Annotated in this window: 16 protein-coding genes; 1 reads left to right on the top strand and 15 read right to left on the bottom strand. The window is 51.4% G+C overall.

The annotated features are described in order from the left end of the window. Positions 1-195 precede the first annotated feature (195 nt). The 11 genes from bglB to tar all read right to left on the bottom strand — a co-directional run bounded on the left by bglB (position 196) and on the right by tar (position 13,393). Positions 196-1,335, bottom strand: a complete 1,140-nt coding sequence (bglB, locus tag IX31_RS00480) for a beta-galactosidase BglB (RefSeq protein WP_034455100.1) — start codon at positions 1,333-1,335, stop codon at positions 196-198. Beyond that, entirely contained in the window at positions 1,335-2,927 is a 1,593-nt protein-coding gene (locus IX31_RS00475; protein ID WP_034455099.1) for an MFS transporter, read from the bottom strand. The genes bglB and IX31_RS00475 overlap by 1 nt, the downstream gene beginning before the upstream one ends. A gap of 268 nt (positions 2,928-3,195) precedes the next feature. Further along, positions 3,196-3,588: a flagellar protein FlhE gene (flhE, locus tag IX31_RS00470; RefSeq protein WP_034455098.1), complete on the bottom strand. Its 393-nt coding sequence runs from the start codon at positions 3,586-3,588 to the stop codon at positions 3,196-3,198. Continuing rightward, on the bottom strand, positions 3,588-5,669 hold the full coding sequence (flhA, locus tag IX31_RS00465) for a flagellar biosynthesis protein FlhA (RefSeq protein WP_034455097.1): 2,082 nt from the start codon (positions 5,667-5,669) through the stop codon (positions 3,588-3,590). The genes flhE and flhA overlap by 1 nt, the downstream gene beginning before the upstream one ends. Next, a complete protein-coding gene (flhB, locus tag IX31_RS00460) occupies positions 5,662-6,813 on the bottom strand; it encodes a flagellar biosynthesis protein FlhB (protein ID WP_034455096.1) in 1,152 nt (383 codons plus the stop codon). Before flhB ends, flhA begins: the two co-directional genes overlap by 8 nt. 140 nt (positions 6,814-6,953) lie before the next feature. Further along, positions 6,954-7,598, bottom strand: coding sequence for a protein phosphatase CheZ (gene cheZ, locus IX31_RS00455; RefSeq protein ID WP_034455095.1), 645 nt, complete (start codon positions 7,596-7,598; stop codon positions 6,954-6,956). Between the two features lie 10 nt (positions 7,599-7,608). Then, positions 7,609-7,998, bottom strand: coding sequence for a chemotaxis response regulator CheY (gene cheY / locus IX31_RS00450; RefSeq protein ID WP_034455094.1), 390 nt, complete (start codon positions 7,996-7,998; stop codon positions 7,609-7,611). 154 nt (positions 7,999-8,152) lie between these two features. After that, positions 8,153-9,202: a protein-glutamate methylesterase/protein-glutamine glutaminase gene (locus IX31_RS00445; protein ID WP_034455093.1), complete on the bottom strand. Its 1,050-nt coding sequence runs from the start codon at positions 9,200-9,202 to the stop codon at positions 8,153-8,155. Further along, positions 9,199-10,065: a protein-glutamate O-methyltransferase CheR gene (cheR, locus tag IX31_RS00440; protein WP_034455092.1), complete on the bottom strand. Its 867-nt coding sequence runs from the start codon at positions 10,063-10,065 to the stop codon at positions 9,199-9,201. The genes IX31_RS00445 and cheR overlap by 4 nt, the downstream gene beginning before the upstream one ends. Before the next feature lie 19 nt (positions 10,066-10,084). Next, entirely contained in the window at positions 10,085-11,689 is a 1,605-nt protein-coding gene (locus IX31_RS00435; RefSeq protein WP_034455091.1) for a methyl-accepting chemotaxis protein, read from the bottom strand. Positions 11,690-11,731: 42 nt separating this feature from the next. After that, entirely contained in the window at positions 11,732-13,393 is a 1,662-nt protein-coding gene (gene tar / locus IX31_RS00430) for a methyl-accepting chemotaxis protein II (RefSeq protein ID WP_034455090.1), read from the bottom strand. Between the two features lie 587 nt (positions 13,394-13,980). Between tar and IX31_RS00425 the strand changes: the two genes are divergently transcribed. After that, positions 13,981-15,243, top strand: a complete 1,263-nt coding sequence (locus IX31_RS00425) for a dicarboxylate/amino acid:cation symporter (RefSeq protein WP_034455089.1) — start codon at positions 13,981-13,983, stop codon at positions 15,241-15,243. 122 nt (positions 15,244-15,365) lie between these two features. On the opposite strand, the gene cheW is transcribed toward IX31_RS00425, so the two are convergent. The 4 genes from cheW to motA are packed head-to-tail and all read right to left on the bottom strand — an operon-like array spanning position 15,366 to position 19,726. Next, complete coding sequence (gene cheW, locus IX31_RS00420) at positions 15,366-15,866, bottom strand: chemotaxis protein CheW (protein ID WP_034455088.1); 501 nt, start codon at positions 15,864-15,866, stop codon at positions 15,366-15,368. A 29-nt stretch (positions 15,867-15,895) separates the two neighbouring features. Further along, on the bottom strand, positions 15,896-17,896 hold the full coding sequence (gene cheA / locus IX31_RS00415) for a chemotaxis protein CheA (protein WP_034455087.1): 2,001 nt from the start codon (positions 17,894-17,896) through the stop codon (positions 15,896-15,898). A gap of 10 nt (positions 17,897-17,906) precedes the next feature. Then, positions 17,907-18,836, bottom strand: a complete 930-nt coding sequence (gene motB / locus IX31_RS00410; protein WP_034455086.1) for a flagellar motor protein MotB — start codon at positions 18,834-18,836, stop codon at positions 17,907-17,909. Next, positions 18,833-19,726 carry a flagellar motor stator protein MotA gene (motA, locus tag IX31_RS00405; RefSeq protein WP_034455085.1) on the bottom strand — a complete coding sequence of 298 codons (894 nt, stop codon included), beginning with the start codon at positions 19,724-19,726 and terminating at the stop codon, positions 18,833-18,835. The genes motB and motA overlap by 4 nt, the downstream gene beginning before the upstream one ends. Between the last annotated feature and the right edge of the window lie 47 nt (positions 19,727-19,773).

Genomic DNA, 19,773 nt, shown 5'->3' with positions numbered 1-19,773 from the left:
CCGCTTCGCCATTCTCATTATCGTTAAGGAGGGTAAAAACCAGTGAAGGGCTTATCGATTGCGGCAGCATAATGAATTGCGACCCACATTACGCCATTTATTTATTATTAAATTGGAGGAACTTTATGGGGTTTGCCAGCAGGTTTGATTTCGCAGTAATTTGCAGGCCCGGTTCCCCAGGCCTGTGATATGCGTTTACATATAAATCCGCAGATACTCGCCCAGACAAAGTATCGCCATCGCCTGCCCGTACGGCATTGAGGTAAGCGGGATTTGGCGGTAAAACTCCAGGTTACTGCCCATTCCTGTACCAAATGAAACCTGCAATAACTCACCTTCCGGGGAGATATTTCTCACAATTCCCTTCATCGCCTTCTCAGCGACTTGCGCATACTCTTTGCCAATATAGCGTTTGCGGATTCCTTTCAGGATGCCGTAGGCAAAGCCTGCCGTTGCTGAGGCCTCCAGATACGATTGTGGATCGTCGAGCAAGGTGTGCCACAAACCACTGTCGTCCTGGCATTTCGCCAATGCCGCAACCTGATTTTCCAGTACCTGTACCAGATAGCGACGCACTGCGTTGTTCTCAGGTAAATCCACCAGTTCAAGGAAGTCTGGAATGACTATCGTCAACCAGCTATTCCCCCGCGCCCAACGGGCGTGAGCAAAATTATGGTTGCCTTCGTAGTTCCAGCCGTGGAACCACAGCCCGGTCTCCCTATCCATCAGGTTCTGCACATGTAACAGGAACTGATAGGTCGCCTCTTCCACATACTCCGGGCGATTTAGCAGTTTTCCAATTTTTGCCAGCGGTAATACGGTCATCATCAGCGTGTCGTCCCACATCTGCTGATGGTTCTCTTCAGCAAGCGTAATGTGCTGCATGCCGCCATGTTCGGTACGTGGCATTTCATACATTGCCCACTCAGCCCAGCTTTCTAACCACGGCAAATACGATGGGTCATGCGTCTCTTCGTAGCGATAAGCCAGTGTCAGGAACGGTGCCATAGTATTGACGTTTTTGGTGGTAGCACCTTCGGCGAAACGGTCGGCAAACCAGCTATCAATAATTTCGCACATCTTCTTATCGCCGGTCTGGCGATAATATTGATGCATGCCGTACAGACCGACGCCATGCGTCCACTCCCAACCAGCCCAACCTTTGGTATCAATGACTCTTCCGTCATCCAGTCGCAGTAAGAATTTGCCCGTTTCATCCTTAATATTAATCAGATTATCCGTCACCTTGTGGATCAGGGTTTTTAACTCATCCCGGGCAATAAAATGCTCCGGCTGGCACAGTAAAGGGCTGTGTTTGACGGGATAAATAATCATTAACTTAACCTCTGTGATGAAGTATTCGAACGCATTGCAGCAGCCTCTTTCAATGACGGAGCTGCAGGTTTATTACGGTTGAGATAGCCAATATTGTTGTTGCCCCAAAGCGTGTCGTAAGGCATACCCGCCAGCATTTCGACTGTGGCGCGAGCCTCCGGCGTAGTTGCTTCAGGAACCGGGCGGCCCGCAACACGCATCTTCGCCGTCTCTTCACGTAACACGCTATGAGTTTGTAAATTGAGTCTAAAGCGCAGGGAAACTAAGAAGCCGCATGCCAGTACCGCTACAGTACCGAAGCTTAAAATCATCAGGATTGTGTGGCTAACCGCAGGCGGCTGTGTGGTTTGCCCAGAAACAAAACCAGAAAGCTGCATCACGATACCCACCAGCATCACGGCTCCTGCCTGAGACGCTTTACGCGTTAGCGTCATGATTCCGGCGAAGATCCCTTCACGACGCTGGCCGGTAATCACTTCATCAACATCAGCAATATAGGTGTAGGTATTCCACGGCACATAGTTAATGCCGCCACGGCCCAGGCCGGCGATAGCAGAAACCAACATCAGCAGTGAGAAGACATCGCTTAATCCTGCGTAATACAACAACGCGTAAGAGATAGAACTCAGACCAAAAAGCACCACAACCATTCGGTAGGACGGAGCCGGGCCATATTTGATACACAGAGGAATCATGCCGATAACAGCAATAAATTGCAGAATCGCCATGGTGCCAAGCAAGCTCGAAGCCATGCTTGCACTTTGCATCAGCACAAACACCACATAGTAGGTAAACACAGCATTGAACACGTCCTGAGCAATATACCCGCCCAGATACATGCCCAAGTGTTGGCGGAAGATCTTAACGCGCAGCGTAGAAGTCAGTTCAACGTTCAGGCGTTTCATACTCTGCGCAAACGTCAGGGTTTTCTTCTCTTCTTCTGCACGCAGTGCCGCTTCAGTCCATTCTGAACGTGGGCGCTCCCAGGTGAAGAACCAGACGAGTGTTAGCACGATGGCACATATAGTGGCGAATACCAGGCTTGCGTAGAAGAAGGAGACTGCGTTGTCTTTCCCGAAGTGATTTAACAAAATACCCGGCAGGAAGGCGGCAAGAATCGCGGAGAGTTGCGCCATTGAGATACGTGCGCCAGAGAATTTGGTTTTCTGTTTGAAATCATCGGTCATTTCCGGAACCAGTGTTTCATACGGCACCAGAATCATGGTGTAGACCACATCAAAAATCAGGTAGGTCACCAGGTAATACCAATAACTCATCTCGCCAACCCACATAAAGCTGTAGCTAAAGACCAGCGGGATTCCGAGCATAATAAAGAACTTACGACGACCAAAACGTCTGCCAAGCCAGGTAGAACCAAAGTTATCGGTCAGGAAGCCCATCAGCGGACTGACGACCGCATCCAGCACCCTGGCCATGGCGAAAATAAACGTTGCTTCAATCGGTGAGAGGCCACAGAAGGTAGTATAGAAGTAGAGCAACCAGGCGGCGGTGAGTGCCGTCGTCCCCGCGCCGAGAAAATCCCCGGAGCCGTAGGCAAGATAATTTGCCAATCCAATTTTACGTGTTTTCATTGCCGTCAAACCCCGTTAATTTTTTTATGGAGATTGCACGTCCCGGTACTTGTCGGGCTTGCGAGAACCTTACCTTGCTAAGGTAGAAGGACGGGGCAATTGAAACCTTTCCATTTTTGCCATGGTTTGAGCAATGGTGGCAAAAATACAAAGTGTCTAAGCACTCGCTTCACCGATTTATAAAACAGAGGTTTGTTTTTATCAAAAGCACAGACTGAAAATGAGAGGTGAACAAGAAAAAGCCGCATTGTGAATGCGGCTTTGAGGATTAACGGTAATTAACAATAACCTGATTACTGCGCACTTTTAGTGCCGGGAAAAAAGCACCGCCACCGGGCACTTCCCAGACAAAACGCAGCGGTTCATTTGCCGCCACATTGGTTAGCCCTCGCGTAGTACCACTCTGCCCTTCTATCTCAACGCATCGTGTCAGCGAGCATAATCTGACATTCAGCCCCGCAGGCGTCGGCCCAATCAGTTCATAACGCCAGGCGACCATCGTCATTACCCCGCTCACGGGTTGCGAAGGCGCCAGAGCACGGGATGATGCAGAAATGCCCCGGTGGCTAAGCGTGGCACCTGGGCCACTGGCCTGCCATGCTCCCTCACCTGTGGCATGGCCCATTAAAGGAAAGAGAATCAGCAATAGCAAGCGGCTCATTATTTCGCTCCAATGGTCGCAGTCATACGGATGTTACGGTTTTCAGAAAGCTCAAGGCTTGAAAGCACCATGAGTTGCGGCAGGCTGCGACGTAAGAAACGCGCCAGCAATGGTCGCAGCGCATGGTTAACCAACAACACCGGCGGCGCACCAAGCATTTCCTGGCGTTTCAGTGCCTCCGTAGCCTGCTCCAGCAAGCGGTCCGCAAGGCCGGGTTCCAGCCCACCGCCACCCTGCAATGCCTGCAATAACAAACGCTCAAGTGCAGCATCCAGGCCAATCACCTGTACTTCACCATTGCCAGGGAACCATTGCTGAGTAATCGCTCGTCCCAGCGCCACACGTACCACCGCCGTTAATTCATGCGGGTCATTTTGGATCGGCGCATGTTCTGCCAAAGTTTCCAGAATTGTGCGCATATCACGAATCGGTACTTTCTCAGCCAGCAGATTTTGCAGCACTTTGTGCAATGTGGTTAACGTCACCACACCCGGCACCAGGTCTTCCGTTAGCTTCGGCATTTCCTGGGTTACACGGTCAAGCAGTTGCTGTGCTTCCTGGCGGCCAAACAGTTCTGGCGCAAACTGGCCAATCAGATGGTTAAGATGCGTCGCGACCACAGTACTGGCTTCGACTACGGTAAAGCCCTGAATTTGTGCCTGCTCTTTAAGCGCACTTTCAATCCAGGTGGCGGCAAGGCCAAATGCCGGGTCAGTCGTGGTTTCGCCGGGAAGAGTACCTGCGGCAGTTCCCGGATTAATAGCAAGCCAGCGCCCCGGATAAGCGTCACCACTGCCAATCTCAACGCCTTTCATCAGGATACGATAGCGTGCAGGCGGCAAGTCCATGTTGTCGCGAATATGGACCACCGGCGGTAAGAACCCCATATCCTGCGCGAATTTTTTGCGGATGCTGCGGATTCGCCCTAACAGCTCGCCGTCCTGCTGGAAATCCACCATCGGAATCAAGCGATAACCCACTTCCATTCCCAGCGAATCTTCCAGTTGCACGTCATTCCATGTAGCTTCAACTGCCTGCGGGTTTTCCTGCGGTTTGACCGGGGCTGATGGGGCCGCAGGCTGTTCCATCTGGCGTCCGCGCATCCACCACGCCAGCCCAAGCAATGCAGCAGTAAACAGCAGGAAGACAAAGTTAGGCATTCCCGGCACCATGCCAAGCAAACCAAGAACACCGGCACTTAGCAGCATAACGCGCGGATTGTTGAACAGTTGGGTGACCATCTGCTCGCCAACATCCTGGTCGGTTGCCACACGGGTTACGATAACGCCGGCAGCGGTCGAGATGACCAGTGCCGGGATCTGCGCAACCAGGCCATCACCGATGGTCAAGAGCGTATAAGTTTCTGCTGCTGCGCCAAAGGGCATGTCGTGCTGAAGCATACCGACCATCAGACCGCCCACCACGTTAATCACCATGATCATCAGCCCGGCGACCGCATCGCCACGCACGAATTTACTGGCCCCGTCCATCGAGCCGTAAAAATCAGCTTCCTGAGTCACTTCAGAACGGCGCTTTTTCGCCTCATCTTCGCCAATCAGCCCGGCGTTAAGATCGGCGTCAATCGCCATCTGTTTACCCGGCATGCCGTCCAGCACAAAGCGCGCGCCGACCTCAGCAATACGCCCGGCACCTTTGGTGATAACCATAAAGTTGATGATAACGAGGATGATAAACACCACGATACCGATAGCAAAGTTGCCGCCAACGAGGAAGTGACCGAAAGCCTCAACCACTTTACCCGCTGCCGCACCACCGGTATGGCCATCCATCAAAATGATACGTGTTGATGCCACGTTCAACGCCAGGCGCAGTAACGTGGTAAACAGCAGAATGGTTGGGAAAGCAGCGAACTCGAGGGTTTTCTGGGTGAACATCGCCACCAGCAGAACCATAATCGACAACGCGATGTTAAAGGTGAACAGTAAATCCAGTATAAACGCCGGGAGCGGCAGGACCATCATCGACAAGATCATCAAGATCAGTATCGGTCCGGCAAGAATTTGCCATTGCCCGGATTTCATACTGGCAGGCAGACGCAGTGTTGCGAGCAAATTAGCCATCGGAGTCCTTCTCGTTTGCAAAGTCCAGTGCTTCAGGCACTGGAAGGTTTTCAGGTTTTTTCGGGATTAAACCGCCAGCAATACGCCAGCGTCGCAGTTGCCATACCCATGCCAGCACTTCTGCTACGGCGGAATACAACTGCCCAGGAATTTGTTGCCCTATTTCAGCATGGCGGTATAACGCACGCGCCAGCGGTGGAGCTTCGAGCATTGGAATGCGATGCTCATTACCAATTTCACGGATACGCAACGCAATCAGGCCCGCCCCTTTCGCCAGCACTTTTGGCGCACTCATTTTGTTTTCGTCGTACTGCAAGGCCACCGAGTAGTGCGTAGGGTTGGTCACAATTACATCGGCCTTCGGCACATCCGACATCATGCGGCGGCGCGCAGCGGCACGCTGTTGTTGGCGAATACGCCCTTTAACATGCGGGTCGCCTTCTTGTTGCTTGAATTCATCGCGAATATCCTGGCGGCTCATGCGTAACTTTTTAATGTTGCTGAAAATCTGGAAGAACACGTCAAAGCCGACCATCGGGGTCAGCCCCAAAACAATCAGCAAACCACACACCGCCACCATATTTAGTGCATGTCCTAAAGCGGCCAATGGCGGTTCACTCATCAGGCGCATCATCTCTGGCCATTTATGCAGCAGATACCAGGCCGTTACGCTGCCAACCAGGATGGCTTTGAGAAAGGCTTTTAGTAGTTCAGCGCCAGCCTGAGCAGAGAACATCCGCCCGAGCCCAGAAATTGGATTCATTTTGCTGAATTTAAACTGTATCGACTTCCCGCTGAACAGGATGCCACCCAACAGCATCGGGGCTGCAATCGCCACAATCACCAGCCCAATAATCAGCGGCAACAGTGCCCAGACGGCCTGCTTTATCAGTTGGCTGATTTGGTTAACGATAAGATTGGGGTCGTTAATAATGCTGTGATCAAAATGAAGTCCGGAGGACAACATGGCCGCCAGCTGTCGCGCCAACGGTTCTCCACCCATCCAGATAATGCTGATGCCCACCAATAGCATAAGCAATGAGGTCAACTCGCGGGATCGGGGAATCTGCCCATCTTCGCGCGCTTTTTCAAGTCGGTGGGGTGTGGGGGCTTCTGTTTTGTCGTCGTCGCTTTCTTCTGACACTGCAACAATCTCGTGGCCACAATTACCAGCACAGCATGTCAGAAAGGGGTAACGCTAATGGGAGGAAAACGGGGGGATTTGTGGGTTTGTTTGTGGGTTAAGCGATGCGCAGCGCCCATTACCAGGCACTGCGCGAAGCCTTAAAACCCTAAACTATCCAGTAAATCATCAACCTGATCCTGGCTTGCAACCACACCTGCAGCGGTCGCGTTCATTTGCGGGCCGTTGAGCAGACTGTCGGCTGGGCGTTTCGCACGCGCATCCAGTTCTGGCATGTTTTCCATTAACACCATCAACAACTGGCGTTCAATTTCCTGGATAACATCCATCATGCGCTTGATGACCTGACCGGTTAAATCCTGGAAGTCCTGCGCCATCATGATTTCCAAAAGCTGGGCATTGGTAAAGCTGGTGTGACTCGGTACGCCAGACAAGTAGCTGCGCGTATCGGTAACCAGTTCACGGGCATCACCTAGTTCGATGGGATTTTCAAACCAGGCATCCCAGCGACCATTGAGTGCTTTGGCGTCGGATTCCAGTTTGTTCTGATGAGGCTGAGCCAGCTCCACACAGTTCAGCGCGCGTTCTGCGGCCTGCGCGGTCATCTGCACCACGTAGTCCAGGCGGTCGCGAGCATCGGGAATCGCTTCTGCCGCTTCGGCAATCGCCTGATCAAGGCCCAGCTCGCGTAAGCTGTCGCGCAGCATTCGGGTCAGGCTGCCTATCCGAACGATAATATCGCCGGTTGAATGTAACTCTGACGCGGGATTGGTAGATGAGTGCATGAGCCTCTCCTTACATGCCGAGCTTTTCGAAGATTTTGTTTAACTTCTCTTCAAGTGTTGCTGCGGTAAACGGTTTAACCACATAGCCACTCGCCCCCGCCTGCGCTGCGGCAATAATGTTCTCTTTCTTCGCCTCAGCGGTCACCATTAATACCGGCAGAGCCGACATTGCACCGTTGCCACGAATGGTTTTCAGCAACTCCAGACCATCCATGTTCGGCATGTTCCAGTCAGAGATAACGAAACCAAAACCGCCACCGTTGAGTTTATTAAGCGCATCGACACCATCTTCTGCTTCTTCGACGTTGTTGAAACCCAGCTCTTTTAGCAGGTTACGGACAATGCGACGCATGGTAGAGAAGTCATCCACCACCAAAAATTTGAGTTCTTTATCTGCCATTTATTGGGTTCCTTCTGTAGTTGCCTATTCAAAGAGGCGTAATTGTTGCAGCCAGTCTGGACACGGCCAGCGCACAAGAACCGGAGCGTACATTGAGTACGTGAGGATTCTGAGTGCTGGCCGGGTTCAAAATGGCAAATAAAATAGCCTTATCTCAGATACGGATTGCCTGTCCGGCGCTAATCTTCGCCAACATCTGCTGGCTAATCTGGCTTAGATCGACCACTTCGCTGACGCCACCACTGTTGATGGCCTCACGCGGCATGCCGAACACCACACAACTTGCTTCGTTTTGGGCGATAGTCCATGCCCCGGCTTTATGCATTGCCAACATCCCTGCGGCGCCGTCATTCCCCATTCCCGTTAAAATGACGCCCACGGCGTTACGCCCGGCGAATTTCGCGACAGAATGGAACAGCACATCCACGGCCGGACGATGCCGGTTCACGGGTGGGCCGTCATGAATTTTGATTTGGTAGTTCGCCCCGCTACGAGCAAGCTCCATATGTTTATCGCCCGGCGCGATATAAGCGTGCCCCGGAAGCACACGTTCGCCATCCTCGGCCTCTTTCACGGCTATCTGGCATAACTTGTTAAGCCGGTCAGCAAACGAGCGTGTAAAACCTGGTGGCATATGCTGCGTGATTAATACCGCCGGGCTTGATAGCGGCAGCGGTTGCAACACATGGCGAATCGCCTCAGTGCCACCGGTTGATGCACCAATCGCTATCAATTTTTCAGAACTGAGTAATGGCCCCGCTTTCAACGCAGCAGGAGCTGCAACGGGTGCGCGCGCCGCCAGTTTTGCCTTCGCGGCAGTACGCACTTTCTCCGCAATAGTTTCGCTGTAAGCCAGCATCCCTTCGCGAATGCCTAACTGCGGTTTGGTGACAAAATCAATCGCGCCCAACTCCAGCGCCCGTAATGTCACCTCTGAACCTTTGCCTGTCAGTGACGAAACCATCACCACGGGCATTGGGCGTAAGCGCATCAGCTTTTCAAGGAAATCCAGACCGTCCATGCGCGGCATTTCCACATCCAGCGTCAGCACGTCAGGGTTAAATTTCTTAATCAAGTCGCGTGCCACAAGCGGGTCTGGTGCAGTTGCCACCATTTCCATGTCATCGTGGCTATTCACAATTTCTGTCATGATCTGGCGCATCAGGGCGGAGTCATCGACGCACAGCACGGTTATTTTTGTCATGATCTTTCCTTACTCAGTCCGTACACGGTCTGCCCACGCAGTAGAAACTCGCGGCTGAGGTTACTGAAGTTTTCCGAATGCCCGGCAAACAGCAGTCCGCCCGGTTTTAGCAGCGGTACAAAACGCTGCAAAATTTGCTGCTGTGTCGCTTTATCAAAATAAATCATCACATTGCGGCAAAAAATGGCGTCAAACGGCCCAGGAATTGGCGCTTGCTTGTCCAAAAGATTGATGGGCGCAAACTCCATGTGACTGGCCAGATCGCTACGCACCCGTACCAGCCCATCGTGTGGCCCTGTGCCACGCATGAAGTAGCGCTGCATCTGGAGCGGAGCCAGTGTTTTCAGTTCATCCAGGCGATAAATAGCACTCTGGGCTTTCTCCAGCACCTGAGTGTCGATATCGCTGGCAAAGACTTTCCAACGCCCAGGCGCCATACCCAGCACATCCGCAAGCGTAATGGCGATGGAATATGGCTCTTCACCAGTTGAGGCTGCCGCACTCCAGACTTTGTACTCCCCGCTACGTTTACGCGCATGTTCCGCGAGAATCGGAAAGTGGTGACCTTCGCGAAAAAACGCCGTCAAGTTAGTGGTCAGGGAGTTAATGAACGCCTGCCATTCGGCATTGCTGCCGTTGGCCTCCAGCATGCTCAGGTAGTGCCCAAAATCCTCCAGTCCCAGGGTGCGTAAACGGCGCACCAGGCGGTTGTAAACCATGTCTCGCTTGTGATCGGCCAGCACGATTCCTGCACGCTGGTAAATCAACTGGCATATCCGGCGAAAGTGCGTGTCGGACAGCGGTAGACGCTGTGTCATCTGTAACATTAATGACGATTGTCCAGTGGACAGTGGTGATGTCATAGCGCCTTCTCAGTCACAATCAGGGGGTAACGAGCACCCCGTTGGTTACTAAATCTCTGGTGACGTCTTCGTTGCCGACAGTTTCCAGATTAAACACCGATACCACACCGCTGAGGTGTTCGGCCTGGTTTGCCAGAGCATCGGTTGCTGCTGCCGCTTCTTCGACCAGCGCGGCGTTTTGTTGTGTCACTTGATCCATCTGGCTTACTGCGAGTGCTACCTGCTCGATTCCACGGCGCTGTTCGTCGGATGCTGAAGCAATTTCGCCCATGATGTCGTTAACCTGCGTTACCGAACGCACGATTTCCGCCATCGTCGTGGCTGCCGTATCAACCAGTTGCGAACCGTGCTGCACGCGGTCGACCGACTCTTCAATAAGCACTTTGATCTCTTTTGCCGCCTGCGCACTGCGTTGTGCCAGGTTGCGTACTTCACCGGCCACCACGGCAAATCCACGTCCCTGCTCACCGGCACGCGCAGCTTCTACTGCGGCGTTAAGTGCCAGAATATTGGTCTGGAATGCAATGCCATCAATGACGCTGGTGATATCGCCAATTTTCTTCGAGCTGCCCGCGATGTCATGCATGGTACGGGCGACGTTGGCTGCCTGCTGCCCACCTTGCTGTGCGGTGTCCGCAGCGGTTCGCGAAAGTTGAGCGGCCTGACGAGCATTATCGGCGTTCTGGCTCACGGTTGCGGTCAACTGCTCCATGCTGGCAGCCGTTTGTGCCAGCGAAGCGGCTTGCTGTTCGGTACGTGATGAGAGGTCGTTATTGCCTGCCGCAATTTCCGCGATACCGGTGTGCATGGCACTGCTGCCCTGACGCACATCGGTCACAGTCTCTTTCAGCGCCTGCTGCATGTTTTTCAGGCTGCGGAAAATCTCCGAGATTTCATTTCGTCCATAAACACTTATCGGACGCGCTAAATCGCCCGCTGCAATGTGCTCAAAGTGGTCACGGACTATTTCCAACGGTTGCACCAGCATTTTGCGCGACCATGCGATCGAGCCAATCAGCATCAGGATGGCAATCACCGTGACGCTGACAAAAATAATCGCTGATATTTGGTAGTTCAGTTTGCTGTCTTCACTCGAGGCCACCACCGTGTCATTAATGCTTTGTTGCCATGCATTAAAGTTCGCATCAAAAATATCCTGCGATTTCTGAATCGGTGCGCTGAGGAAATCTGAAAGCTGATTGCTTTCAAGCCAGGTTGCCTGGTGTTGTAAGTCGTCACGATACGTGGCGTAACTTTGTTTGGTTGACGCCATCATCTCTTCACCTTCTTTATTCAAAGGTGTGATATCGAGGAACTGGTTAAACAACATGTCAGCCTGTTTCAGGCTGCCACGAGCATTGGCCATCAGGCGTTTGATATCTTCTGGTGGATAACTTAGCGCCGTGAGCGTACCAGCACGACTTAATGCCGTACCGGCCTGCAACAACGCAGCCCGGCTTTGGGTTAAGGTGTCACGCTGCTGGTTTCCGACTTCAACCATTTGTAGATTCTGAACATCATCCCTGAATGCCCAAAAGGACAATCCATTACTACCAATCTGCAGCACGCCGCAGATGATTAAGATTAACAACAGAGTGGTCGAAATTCGGATACGATTAAACATCAAACAGCCCTCAGCCAGCACGTCTGCCAGTCATTAAGATTCTTAGAAAGTTTCCCAGTTATCATCGCGCCCACTGGTTGTCGGCTTACTGGCTTTGATAACAGGAGCTGACGATACGGTGGTACTCACAGACATCGGAACAGTCGGTTCGGTCGTTAAACGGAAAGCGGCAACCAGTTGGCTTAGCATGCTGGCTTGCTCTTCAAGTGCGGCAGCCGCAGAGGCTGACTCCTCAACCAAAGAGGCGTTTTGCTGCGTAACGCGGTCCATTTCTGAAACCGCCAGCGCAACCTGGTCGATACCGCGGCTTTGCTCATCAGAGGCAGACGCAATTTCACCCATAATGTCGGTCACTCGTGTAACGGCATTAACGATGTCGCTCATGGTTTCCCCGGCGCTTTCAACCAGCACAGAGCCGGTATCCACGCGGGAAACTGAATCTTCAATCAGTGATTTGATCTCTTTGGCCGCCTGTGCGCTGCGCTGGGCGAGGTTTCTCACCTCCCCGGCAACCACCGCGAATCCACGCCCCTGTTCACCGGCACGCGCAGCTTCTACTGCGGCGTTCAGCGCCAGAATGTTGGTCTGGAAAGCAATGCCGTCAATCACACCAGTGATGTCAGCAATCTTCTTCGAAGAACCGGCGATGTCGTGCATGGTCTTCACTACGCCATCCACAACTTTGCCGCCGCGCTGAGCGGTTTCGGAGGCGCTTAAGGCTAATTGAGATGCCTGACGGGCGTTTTCCGCATTCTGTTTCACGGTCGCGGTGAGCTGCTCCATGCTGGCGGCAGTTTCTTCAAGCGATGCAGCCTGCTGCTCGGTACGGGAAGAGAGGTCGTTGTTTCCGGCGGCAATTTCCGTCGCACCGCTGTAGATGGCATCAGAACCATCACGCACGCTGCCGACGGTTATGATCAGTTCTTGCTGCATATGCCGCACGCTGGAAGTCAGTTCGCTAATCTCATTGCGGCCATTTGAGACGATATTTTCAGTCAGGTTGCCGTTGGCAATTTCACGGATATGACCAATAACCACCGACAGCGGTTGCAGTAAAATCCGGCGCATGCCGACCCACACCAGCAAAATCACGGCAGCCAGTGCTAACGCAAGGCCAACAATTTGCCATTTCGCGAAGTTGTAATCCTGAGTGCTGGCAATATAAGACTGCTCGTACATGCGGTCATTAAGCGCAATATAGTCGCTATATTCTTTTTCCAGCGCGTTTTGCAGGCTTTGCGTGGACTGCGCAAAATAGGCGTCCATATTGCCACTTTCCAGATAACCCACCAGTTCGCTTAGCGCCTGGTTGTAATTCCGGTAGTCGTCATCAATGCCGTTAACCACCGCTTCCAGCTCCGGGTTAATGGCAGGGATTTGTTTAAACTGGGTGTAATGTTTCTGAGCATCAGCGAGGGATTTTTTGGCGTTATTGAGCAAGTCGGTTTTCGCCGCACTTTGCCCATTACTGGCATCCATCATCATGCGGGCAGCCGAACGACTGAGGTTAATGCGCGTTTGCAGCATCAATTCCCAGGTGTTTGCCAGTTCCGACTGCTGAACACGTAACTCTTTGGAAACTTTAAAACTATCGTTATTTTGTTTGAGCGAGTTAAAGAACATTCCGCCAGAGATGAGTTGGAGGAGAGCGAACACCACCAGCACCATCATTAGCATGGTGACAACGCGAATACGGTTCAACATATAACACCCTTTTAATGATTTCTTATCGGTGTTATCGGCATGAAGAAACAGAACTTTAACGGAAACCGGCCGGGATGCGGGTGATTGCATTAATGCAGTGAATTTAAGAGCCAGATGCGCAGAAGGGTTTGCAGTTGTGCTGCCAGGCTTACATTTTCGCAACGCATCAAGATGCGAATACTTTTATTGTTAAAACTTCAGATCAAACCCCATACCTTCGACAACCTGAACGCTGAATAGGCGAATGCATTGAAATTTAGCTCAGGAATTCAGAAGCGTTCAGAAATCGAACAAAAGACTGGCTGATTGGATAAGTTGAAATATTTCCCCGCTTAATCAATTTATTACTCACATCGACACTGAATAATGGTGAGGTTCTGCGAAAACACTGGCAATTTTTTTGTGATGAAAATCACATTGTTACGTCAGCGTTTCCGAATTAACAAATATGACAAATAGTAAAAAATAGTTGAATCCTGGCGAACTTTGGTTCAATTTATGGGCCGAATATATATTGGGCAAACATAATAATTATATATAGCTCAATAAGTTAAATAAATGTTACATTCGACGGGGTTATCAAATAATTGTCTAGTTCAAACAAACTTACACTATTCATTCTTCTTTTCATGTTTGCCGGGATCCTCTCCGGTGCTGCCATCCACGAGTACGCAGCCGCTGAAAACATCAAAAGCTATGCCGAAAACATCACGCTGTTTACCGACATCTTTTTACGCCTGATCAAAATGGTTATTGCTCCATTGGTGTTCAGCACCCTGACCGTGGGCATTATGAAGATGGGCGAAACATCCACCATTGGCCGCGTGGGCGGCAAAGCAATGGTGTGGTTTGTTTCATCTTCTGTGCTTTCTATTCTGGTCGGTTTGTTCATTGTTACCCTTCAACACCCAGGGGCTGGCATGAATTTACAAGTGCCAGCGGGTGATGTGCAAACCGGTCTTGCGGTCAGCGGCATGAACCTGAAAGCGTTTATCTCGCATACCATTCCAACCAGCATTGCGGGCGCAATGTCGAACAACGAAATCCTGCAAATCGTCGTGTTCTCTCTGTTCTTCGGTATTGCTGGTGCGTCTTTGGGTGAGAAATTTAACGCCCCTTTAGTCGCGGCGCTGGATGTGGTTTCCCACATTATGCTGAAAGTGACAGGCTATGTGATGTACGTGGCACCACTGGCTATCTTCGCGGCTATTTCGTCTGTCGTTGCGACGGAAGGTCTGGGGATTTTGCTTAACTACGCATCCTTCATTGGTGGCTACTATCTCGCAATTATCCTGACTTGCATGGTGCTTATCGGTGTTGGCTATATGGTTCTCAAGCGCGATGTATTCCGCCTGATCGCCATGCTGAAAGACCCGGTCCTGGTGGCGTTTACTACCAGCAGCTCCGAAGCGGCTTATCCGAAAACACTGGACCAGCTCACACGCTTTGGTTGCTCTCGTAACATTGCATCATTTGTTCTGCCGATTGGTTATTCGTTCAACCTGGTCGGTTCAATGGTGTATTGCTCTTTTGCTTCTATGTTTATCGCGCAGGCTTACAACATCCACCTCACTTTCTCTGAGATTGTGGTGCTGATGTTGACCTTAATGCTGGCGTCAAAAGGGATTGCAGGTGTACCACGTTCTGCGCTGGTTGTACTGGCAGCAACCATCCCAAGCTTCAATATTCCGGTGGCAGGCATTTTACTGCTGATGGGTATCGACCACTTCCTGGATATGGGCCGTTCTGCCATCAACGTATTGGGTAATGGCGTTGCGACGGCTATGCTGTCGAAAAATGAAGGTGAACTGGAAGAACAAACTGAGATTGGTGAAGAGATCGAAGCTTAAGTCTTTTCTTTCGTAGGTCGGATAAGCGCAGCGCCATCCGACAAAATCGCTGGACACGGTGGATGACGCTAATCGCTTATCCACCCTACCAAAGCTTTTCCGACCTACTTAACATTCGTTTTCTACGCCACGCGCGCCGCGCTATCGACCAATGCCATCTCTTCGCTGTTAAGCAGCTTCTCGATATTGACCAGAATCAGCATGCGGTCGCCTAATGCACCGAGGCCAGTCAGATACTCTGTGGAAAGCGTCACGGCAAACTCTGGTGCCGGGCGGATTTGCTCTGCGGTCAGAGACAACACGTCAGAGACACCATCTACCACAATACCCACCACGCGCTGACCAAAGTTCAGCACAATGACCACGGTGTTATCGTTATATTCCACGCCATCCTGGTCAAACTTAATACGCAGGTCGAGGATCGGGACAATCACACCACGCAGGTTAGTGACTCCCTTGATAAATGCCGGAGTATTGGCAATACGCGTGACTTGATCGTAACCGCGAATTTCCTGCACCTTTAAAATATCGATGCCGTACTCTTCATCACCAAGGGTAAAGACCAGGAACTCTTGCCCTACCGTTTCCCCGGTCAGTTTTGTCACATTGGTTAATCCACTCATTTTCTTATCCTTTCTCAAAAACCGGAGAATCAGGCGGCAGTGCCGGCCATACGTTGTTCACGGTTCAAACCCTGCAGCGCAGATACATCAACAATCAGCGCCACACTGCCATCACCGAGGATAGTTGCTGCAGAAATTCCCGGCACTTTACGATAGTTGCTTTCGAGGTTTTTCACGACCACCTGATGTTGACCAATCAGCTGATCCACCAGCAGCGCGTAACGCCGACCAGCGCTTTGCAAAATCACCACAATGCCTTGCGTCGCTTCGGTTTTCGCACCGGCAACATCGAATACTTTCCACAATTCAACCAGCGGCAGGTATTCGCCACGCACTTCGAGTACACGCTCGCCGCCAGCAAGAGGATGCAGATCGTCTTCTTTCGGCTGAAGCGACTCCATCACCGCGTTGAGCGGCAGGATAAACACTTCGTCGCATACTTTTACCGACATTCCGTCAAGAATAGCGAGCGTCAGCGGCAGCATAATGCGGATGGTGGTACCGACATTGGCCTGCGATTTAATTTCAACATGGCCACCCATTTCCTGGATGTTACGCTTCACCACGTCCATGCCTACACCGCGTCCGGAAACATCCGTAACCTGCTCAGCGGTTGAGAATCCTGGGGCGAAAATCAGCATGCCAACTTCGTCGTCCGACATGTTTTCATGCACGGCCATTCCTTGCGATAACGCTTTAGCAAGAATGCGCTCACGGTTCAGGCCCGCGCCATCATCAGAAACTTCAATACAGATGTTTCCACCCTGGTGTTCGGCAGAAAGAATTAAGTTACCAACGGCTGATTTCCCCGCTGCAAGGCGTTTTTCCGGGGTTTCAATACCGTGATCGAGGCTATTACGCACCAGGTGAGTCAGCGGGTCGATAATGCGTTCAATCAGACTTTTATCCAGTTCGGTGGAGCTACCTTGCAGCGTCAGTTCAACCTGTTTGTCGAGCTTACTTGCCAGATCGCGCACCAGACGCGGGAAGCGACTGAAGACATACTCCATTGGCATCATGCGGATAGACATCACTGACTCTTGCAAGTCTCGGGCGTTACGTTGTAACTGACCCATGCTGGTAATCAGTTCGCCGTGTTCTACCGGGTCTAATTCATTGGATCGCTGTGCCAACATCGATTGAGTAATCACCAGCTCACCAACCAGGTTAATTAACTGATCAACCTTCTCAACCGCAACGCGAATACTGCTTGACTCGCTCACACGCGCAGGTTTGCTTTCTCTTTCCGTCCTGGGTGCGACAGGAGCCACAGGTACTGCAACCGTCGGCTGTGGGGCATTAACGGCAAGGGCCACTGGCACTTCTTCTTGCACAACAGCAGCCGCTTGCGCACTTGCTGTTAACGGAAGAAATTCGATTTGTTCAGGCTCGATTACAAAGCAGAGCACCGCGCTGATGTCATCAGCGCTGACCGTCGTCTCAATAGTCGCAGTGACAGAGTTTTCACCCTTTTCCACTTCACTTAAAGTACCGAGATTACCCAGCTCTTCGAGCAGTAAATCCAGTTCAGTAGATTTCAATCCGGTAATTGCAATGCGCAAATTGCCATCGTTTGTTGGCAGCGTTTCGACTGAATCTTTTTCTACGACGGTCAATTTTGCAGGCGGTGCAGCCATTTCACCTTTGGCTTCCAGAGCCAGTTGGCGCAGCGCTTTGCAGATATAATCGAAACTCTCAGCATCCGGGACGTGTGAGTTTTTATAAGCGTCCAACTGTTCCTGCATAATATCTTTGGTTTCCAAAAACAGGTTGATGATATCGGTGTTGAGGAGCATCTCACCGCGCCGGGCATCGTCGAGCAGGTTTTCCATTAAATGCGTGGTTTCCTGCAAAACGGTGAAACCGAAAGTCCCGGCCCCCCCTTTTATCGAGTGTGCCGCGCGGAAAATGGCATTCAGCAGTTCTGAATCCGGCGCTTCAGGAAGCAGATTCAGCAGGTGCTGTTCCATATCGGCCAGTAGCTCGTCGGCCTCGTCAAAAAATGTCTGGTAAAAATCGCTGATATCCATACTCACGCTATCACCTCGTACCGGGTTGTGGCGGTAATGTGTTCTGCGCCGGTTCCGCGGCAGCAGGTTGTTGGAGAATGCTTATTGGCTGGTTATCGCTTTCTGCGTTTTCATGCACGATGGCATCCTCAGCTTGTTTGTTGAGCACCAGCAAACTAATGCGACGGTTAATAGCATCGCCTGGTCCGCGATTAGTCAGGCGCATGGTTGATGACATACCCACTACGCGCAGGACTTTGCCGTCGATTAAACCGCCTGCCATCAATTCACGGCGCGAGGCGTTAGCCCGGTCGGCGGAAAGTTCCCAGTTGCTATAACCGTGTTCGCCCATGGCATAAGGCAAGTCATCAGTGTGGCCAGATAAACTAATTTTATTAGGAAAATCATTCAGTAACGGTGCAATGCTGCGCAGAATATCGCGCATATAAGGTTCAACTTCTGCACTGCCGTTTTTAAACATCGGGCGGTTCTGGCTATCGATGATTTGTATCCGCAGCCCCTCCTGAACCAGATCAATTTGCAGATGTGGGCGCAGCGCTCGCAACTTAGGGTCAGCTTCAATCAATTGATCCAGTTTGTCGCCCAGGCGCTTGAGGCGATTGGCTTCCATCCGCTTTCTGAGATCTTCAATATTCGGCTGTCTTTTCACTTCACCTTGTTGCTGTGTCACATCATCGCCACCGCCAGGAATTGGACTTTGGCTATCGGCGATGCGCTGCCCACCGGTAATGGCGGCAGAAAGAGGCGTACGGAAATAGTCGGCAATTTGCGCCAGTTCTTTAGGGCTGGAGATGGAAATCAGCCACATCACCAGAAAAAAAGCCATCATCGCGGTCATAAAGTCAGCGTAGGCAATTTTCCACGAACCGTGCGCGCCGCCGCCGTGGCCTTTATGCTTACGGCGTTTTACGACAATAATCGGGCGCGCGTTGTGCTTCATACTTCTTCTTCCGTGGCGCGCGATTGCGCGTTCGGAGAACGAACAGCACGAACATGTTCTTCCAGCTCAACAAACGATGGACGCTCACTGGAGTAAAGGGTTTTACGGCCAAATTCGACAGCAATCGGCGGTGCGTAACCATTCAGACTTGAGAGCAAAGTGACTTTTACGCACTGCATCATTTTGGTCGTTTCAGCGCTTTTTTGGCGCAAAACGGTCGCCAGCGGTGAGATAAAACCGTAGGCCAGCAAAATCCCAAGGAAGGTTCCAACCATGGCGTGGGCAATTAACGCCCCTAATTCACCGGCGGGACGATCGGCTGAAGCCAGTGCGTGCACTACGCCCATTACGGCGGCAACAATACCGAAAGCCGGAAGTGAATCCCCCATGATGGCAAGGCTATTTGCCGGTATTTCAGCCTCGCTTTCATGAGTTTCAATTTCCTCATCCATCAGCGCTTCAATTTCAAATGAGTTCATATTCCCGCTGATAATCAGACGCAGGTAATCAATAATAAATTCCAGCATCAGAGTGTCGGCAAGAATACGCGGGTAACTGGCGAAGATTTCGCTTTCTTTTGGGTTTTCGATATCACGTTCCAGCGAAAACATCCCTTGTTGGCGCGACTTCGCCATCAAGCGATAAAGCAAGGCCATGAGATCCATATACATGCTTTTGGTGTATTTCGAGCGGCGAAAAAGTAATGGCAATGCTTTTACCGTTGCTTTAATAGCCTTACCGTTATTCCCAACGATAAATGCCCCCACTCCCGCTCCACCAATGATGATAAATTCAGCTGGTTGATAGAGTGCGCCAAGATGACCACCGGTCATCATATAGCCGCCGAATACTGTCGCGATAACGACCAGATAGCCTATTACAATCAGCACGAGTACATCCTTCTGCTGTTAAATGTGACGAGGAATCACAAATCAGA

The organism is Buttiauxella noackiae (assembly GCF_000737905.1).
GTDB classification, from domain to species: Bacteria; Pseudomonadota; Gammaproteobacteria; order Enterobacterales; family Enterobacteriaceae; genus Buttiauxella; species Buttiauxella noackiae.
Note: the sequence above shows the minus strand (reverse complement) of the source record. Positions and strands in the feature narration are given on the sequence as shown.